Annotated in this window: 1 protein-coding gene and 1 pseudogene; both read right to left on the minus strand. The window is 72.2% G+C overall.

Annotated elements, in window-relative coordinates; all coding sequences use genetic code 11:
- The coding region (locus PSEJ31_RS0113965; protein ID WP_037035282.1) for a methyl-accepting chemotaxis protein at positions 1-1,877 on the minus strand (1,877 nt) is incomplete at its 3' end.
- 124 nt (positions 1,878-2,001) lie between these two features.
- A pseudogene (locus PSEJ31_RS17140) lies at positions 2,002-2,252 on the minus strand (methyl-accepting chemotaxis protein); the annotation flags it as partial.

The following is a 2,252-nucleotide window of genomic DNA, read 5'->3' on the forward strand; positions in this document are numbered from 1 at the left end:
GTCTTGCCGGCCTGCTCGGCCAGCTGGGCGCCATCGGCGACCTTGCCGGTGGAGTCCTCGATCAGCTGCTTGATCTCCTTGGCCGCGGTGGCCGAACGCTGGGCCAGCGCCCGCACCTCGGAGGCGACCACGGCGAAGCCGCGGCCCTGTTCGCCGGCACGCGCCGCCTCGACCGCGGCGTTGAGCGCAAGGATGTTGGTCTGGAAGGCGATGCCGTCGATCACCGAGATGATGTCGGCGATCCGGCGCGAGGAGGCCTGGATCTCGCCCATGGTGCTGACCACCTGGCCGACCACCTGGCCGCCCACGGAGGCAACGCCGGCAGCGCCGATGGCCAGCTGGTTGGCCTGGCGCGCGTGCTCGGCGTTCTGCTTGACCGTGGAGGTGATCTCCTCCATCGACGCGGCGGTCTCCTCCAGGTTGGCGGCCTGCTGCTCGGTGCGGCGCGACAGGTCGTCGTTGCCGGCGGCGATCTCGGTGGCGCCGGTGCTGATCGCGGCGGAGGCGTCGCGGATCCGGCTCACGATCGTGGCCAGCTGTTCGACCGTGGCGTTGGCGTCGTCGCGCATCTGCGCGAACACGCCGCGGAACTCGCCTTCCATGCGCACGGTCAGGTCGCCCTGGGCCACGGTGCGCAGCAGGGCGGAGAGCTGGTCCAGGTTGCGCTCGGTGGTCTCCATCAGCAGGTTGAGCCCGGCCACCATGGCGTGGAACTCGTGCTGGAAGGCGCCGGCGTCGCCACGCTGGGAGAAGTCGCCGGCCGCCGAGGCCGCGACCAGGCCCTGGATCTGGGCGTTGATCGCGGCCAGGTTGCGCTTGCAGGTATCCATGGCCTCGGTGATCGCGGCGCGCTCGCCGGGCAGGCGGTCCATGTCCTGGGACAGGTCGCCGACCGCGTACTGGCGCATCACCTCCACCGCGCGCAGGGTCACGGCGATGTGCTGGTGCACCAGCGCGTTGGCGTCGCGCACCATCAGCCCGTAGTCACCGGGGAAGCCGCTGTCGTCGATGCGGTAGCTGGTCTCGCCGGCCTCGTGCCGGCGCACCATCTCGCGCTGGGCCTCGATCACCGCGCGCAGGCGCTGCTGCATTTCCTCGATGGAGTCCAGCATCTGGCCCATCTCGTCCTTGCCGTGCTCGCCCATGCGCACGTGCAGGTTGCCGCTGGACACGCCGCGCACCGCGGCCAGGGCGCGGTTGGCCGCGTCCAGCACCGAGCCGCCGATGGCCCAGCCGGCGAACAGGGTGATCAGCACCAGCAGGCCGCCAGCCACGGTCATCACCGCGGTGAACTTCAGCGCCTGCACCTGCGGCACGTCCAGGTAGGTGCCGGTGGCGACCACCCAGCCCCAGGGTTCGTACAGCGCGGCGTAGGAGCTCTTGTTGACGTCGCGGTCGGTGCCCGGCTTGGCCCAGGCGTAGTCGACGAAGCCGCCGCCGGCCTCGGCCGCGCGCACCAGGGCGGGGAACACCGCCTTGCCCTCGGCGCTGGCCACCTCGGCCACCGGCTTGCCTTCCAGGTCCGGGCGCTGCGGGTGCATCAGCATCCGCGACTGGCGGTCGAGCACGAAGACGTAGTCCACGCCGCCGGAGGCGCGCATCACCCGCAGTGCGTCGAGCGCCGCGGTCCTGGCGGCGGCTTCGTCCATCTGTCCGGCCTCGGCTTGCGCGGCGTACTGGCCGACCACGCCCAGTGCCATCTCCGCCTGGGTGCGGGCCGCGTGGCGGTGGGCGTCGGTCAGGTCCAGGTACTGCAGGCGCGCGGCCACCACCGACAGCGCGATGATGCCCAGCGCGACGAACGCCGCCTGCATCAGGAACTTGCGCTTCATCGAGTGGTTGGCGAGGAACCGGCGGAGCAGGGACGGGACGTTCATTCGCGCGGACTTCTACGGGTTGCCGGCTATATCGGCCGGAACCGGGGATTCTTTCGTGGAAGGGGCAAAAAACAGGGGCCCCGGACGTGCCGGGGCCCCTGCCTGTGGCGGACGCGGCCCGGGCTCAGAACTCGGCCCAGTCGGCCTCGTTGATCACCGTGGCGGCCTGCGGGCTGCGGCCGGCCGGGCGCGCGGCCTGGGCCTTGTGCACCGGGAACGGCACGGCCACGGCGGCCGGCGCGGCGGCCGGGGACGGCACGTCCAGCCCGCCCTGCAGGCGGAACACCGCGATGGCCTGGGCCAGGCCGGCGGCCTGTTCCTCCATCGAGCGGGCCGCGGCGGAGGCCTCCTCGACCAGGGCCGCGTTCTGCTGGG

The sequence above is a fragment of the Pseudoxanthomonas sp. J31 genome (genome assembly GCF_000510725.1).
Lineage (GTDB): Bacteria > Pseudomonadota > Gammaproteobacteria > Xanthomonadales > Xanthomonadaceae > Pseudoxanthomonas.